The 2,836-nt window shown below is 70.6% G+C and carries 4 protein-coding genes; all 4 read left to right on the top strand.

Translation table 11 applies throughout. From position 1 onward, the window contains the following. On the top strand, positions 1–172 hold a 172-nt coding region (locus VGB60_RS02275), incomplete at its 5' end, for a cytochrome c-type biogenesis CcmF C-terminal domain-containing protein (protein ID WP_331036661.1). 170 nt (positions 173–342) lie between these two features. After that, positions 343–816: a cytochrome c-type biogenesis protein gene (locus tag VGB60_RS02270; RefSeq protein WP_331036660.1), complete on the top strand. Its 474-nt coding sequence runs from the start codon at positions 343–345 to the stop codon at positions 814–816. A 109-nt stretch (positions 817–925) separates the two neighbouring features. Then, positions 926–2,500: a Do family serine endopeptidase gene (locus VGB60_RS02265; protein ID WP_331036659.1), complete on the top strand. Its 1,575-nt coding sequence runs from the start codon at positions 926–928 to the stop codon at positions 2,498–2,500. Between the two features lie 81 nt (positions 2,501–2,581). Further along, positions 2,582–2,836: response regulator (locus VGB60_RS02260; RefSeq protein ID WP_331036658.1), on the top strand; the 255-nt coding region annotated here is incomplete at its 3' end.

Genomic DNA, 2,836 nt, shown 5'->3' with positions numbered 1-2,836 from the left:
GCGCGGACGGACCGCGGCGGGCGCGCCGGCGTGGAGCGTGCGCGTGTGGTGGAACCCGTGGGCGCGGCTGATCTTCCTCGGGCCCGCGATCATGGCGCTGGGCGGGGTGCTGTCGCTGCTGGACCGGCGGCTGCGGCTGGGGGTCGGCGGGCGATCCGGGGCTGCCCGATGAACCTGCCAATCTTCCGCTCATCCCCGCGAAAGCGGGGACCCAGTGCTTTGGGTGATGTTGCCTGTGCCCTGAGACCCGGGACTGGTGTCCGGAAACGCCCGTGTCCCGCTGGACAGAACTGGGTCCCCGCTTTCGCGGGGATGAGCGGATTTTTCTTGCTGTGTGCATGCTTGCTGACGCTCGCCGCTCCGGCCATCGCCCAGGAGCCCCCGCCGATCCCCGACCAGCCCCTGCCGCAGGCGGCCCAGGAGGCGCGGGCGCAGGCGCTGTTCGACGACATCCGCTGCGTGGTCTGTCAGCACGAGGCCATCGCCGACAGCCCCGCCGGCATCGCCGCCGACATGCGCCGGCTGGTGCGCGAAGAGATCGCGGCGGGGCGGACGGACAAACATATCCGCCAGGATCTGGTGCGGCGCTACGGCGACTTCGTCCTGTTCAAGCCGCCGGTGCGGCTGGGCACCTGGCTGTTGTGGTTCGGGCCGCTGGCGGCGTTGCTGCTCGTCGCCGCCGCGCTGATCCGCCGCGCCCGACGCCCGAACGGAGATACCGCGCCCCTGTCGCCCGACGAGGAGGCGCGGCTGGCGGATATTCTCGCCGAGGCCGAGGTTCGCCGTGATCCTGACGCAAAGGCGTCTGACGACTGACGTTCGGCGGCCCGAACATCGCGCTGGTGCGTTGGTGTCTTGGCCGCCGACCCTATATTCTTCGTCGAACAGGGGCGTTTCGACGCCCGAGAGGAACGCAAAGCACTCCATGATGAAGCGCAAGGAATTCATGCTGGGGGCCGTCGCCGGCCTCGCCTTCGCCGCCGCGGCCACCGCCGGGGGCGTGATCGACTGGCCGACCGCCGAGGCGGGTCCGGTGGCTGGCGTCAGCGGACGGCTGGCCCCAAGCGCGGGCGCCTCCGGCCTGGCCTTCGCGCCGCCGCAGGGCGCGCCGCTCAGCTTCGCCGACATCTTCGCCCAGGTCGCGCCCGCCGTGGTGCAGATCGACGTCAAGACCCGCGTGCGCCAGCCGAGCATGATCCAGATCCCGGGCCTGCCCTTCGCCATCCCGAATCCGAACGGCGGCCAGCAGCCGGCCCCGGAGGGCGAGGAAGGCGAGGGCGGCGCCACGGCCATGGGCGCGGGCTCGGGCTTCTTTATCGCGGCCAACGGCTTCATCGTCACCAACAACCATGTCGTCGCCGACGCCACCGAGATCACGGTCAAGCTGGCGGACGGGCGTGAGCTCGAGGCCACGGTGGTGGGCCGGGACGAGGACACCGACCTGGCCGTGATCAAGGTCGACGGCCGCGACTTCCCGTTCGTCTCGTTCGAGGACCGCGCCCAGCCTCGCGTCGGCGACTGGGTCATCGCCGTCGGCAACCCGTTCGGTCTCGGCGGCACCGCCACGGCCGGCATCGTCTCTGCCCTGTCACGCCAGAACCTCGATGACGAGACGGCCCAGTACGTCGACTTCCTGCAGATCGACGCCGCGATCAACCGCGGCAACTCGGGCGGTCCGACCTTCGACATCTACGGCCGCGTGATTGGCGTGAACTCCGCCATCTATTCCCAGACAGGCGGATCGGTCGGCATCGGCTTCGCCATCCCCGCCAACATCGCCAAGAGCGTTACCGACCAGCTGATGGAGCGAGGCCGGGTCGAGCGGGGCTTTGTCGGCCTCGGCCTGCGGACCCTGAGTCCGGACGGGTGGGAGGCTCTGGGGCAGCCGCGCGACTTCAAGGGCGCGCTCGTCGAGAACGTCACCGAGGGCGGGCCGGGGGCGCAGGCCGGTGTTCGCGTCGACGATCTCATCGTGGCCGTCAACGGCCAGCCGGTGGCTAACAGCACTGAGGCCTCTCGCCGGGTGGGCGAGGCGCGTCCGGGCGAGACGATCCGTCTCGAGGTTCTTCGCGGCGGCCGCCGCCAGACGTTGAACGTCCGTTCGGGCGCCCGACCCCCGAAAGCCGAGCTCAACGCGGACGATGCCGGCGGAGGCGCCGGCGTGACGCCGCTGCAGCCGCCCGCTGCACAGGGCGAGCCGGTCGAGGGCATCAGTGTTACGTCTCTCACCGCCGCCTTGCGGGCGCGCTACAGCATCCCGGAGAGCGTCAACGGCGTGATCATCACAGATGTGGCGCGCGCAACCCCTGCGGGGCGGCTGGGCCTCCAGGCCGGCTTCGTCATCACCCGGGTGAACACCCAAGCGGTGACGTCAGCCGCCGAGTTCCGGGCGGCCGTCGCAGCCGCGAAACAGGCGGGCCGTCCCGCCGTGCTGCTGTACATCCGGACGCCGCAGGGCAATGTCGTGCCCGTGCCGATGCGGTTCAACGACGGCGAGTAATCACCTGTACAAGCCGTAACTGCCCGGATCGCCGCCGATGCGCTACCATCGGCGGCGATTCACGTTCGAGGGGCTGATTCCATGCGCATTCTGGTGGTCGAGGACGACGCCGAGGCCGCGACCGCGATGGTCCGGGGCCTGACCGAGGCCGGTCACGAGCCGACCCACGCCGTCGACGGCGCCTTCGGCCTGCTCGAGGCGCAGAAGGGCGGCTACGACGTCTATGTGGTCGATCGCATGATGCCGCGGCTGGACGGCATCGGCATGGTCGAAACCCTGCGCAAGGACGGCGACCAGACGCCGGTGCTGTTCCTGTCGGCGCTGGGCGAGGTCGAC

Origin of the sequence: Brevundimonas sp., assembly GCF_036399195.1 — a bacterium.
Classification (GTDB): Bacteria; Pseudomonadota; Alphaproteobacteria; order Caulobacterales; family Caulobacteraceae; genus Brevundimonas.
Note: the sequence above shows the minus strand (reverse complement) of the source record. Positions and strands in the feature narration are given on the sequence as shown.

Bases quoted from the DNA above. Each gene is read 5' to 3' on its own strand.
- VGB60_RS02265 (WP_331036659.1), top strand. From the start codon at position 926: ATGATGAAGCGCAAGGAATTCATGCTGGGGGCCGTCGCCGGCCTCGCC.